At 63.0% G+C, this 300-nt stretch carries 1 rRNA gene; it reads left to right on the forward strand.

Going from position 1 to position 300, the window contains the following annotated elements:
• A 23S ribosomal RNA gene (locus ACTNBB_RS09170) occupies positions 1 to 300 on the forward strand; the annotation flags it as partial.

Genomic DNA, 300 nt, shown 5'->3' on the forward strand with positions numbered 1-300 from the left:
CCCTGTGACCGATAGCGCACCAGTACCGTGAGGGAAAGGTGAAAAGCACCCCGGGAGGGGAGTGAAACAGTACCTGAAACCGTGCGCCCACGAGCAGTCGGAGCACCTTTAATGGTGTGACGGCGTGCCTTTTGTAGAATGAGCCAGCGAGTCGCTGGCGCGGGGCGAGGTTAACCGAAAGGGAGCCGTAGCGAAAGCGAGCCTTAACAGGGCGACTTGAGTCCCGCGCCGCGGACGCGAAGCCGGGTGAGCTATCCGTGGGCAGGCTGAAGCGGGGGTAAGACCCCGTGGAGGGCCGAA

Source organism: Collinsella sp. HCP28S3_B9 (assembly GCF_052066095.1).
Classification (GTDB): domain Bacteria; phylum Actinomycetota; class Coriobacteriia; order Coriobacteriales; family Coriobacteriaceae; genus Collinsella.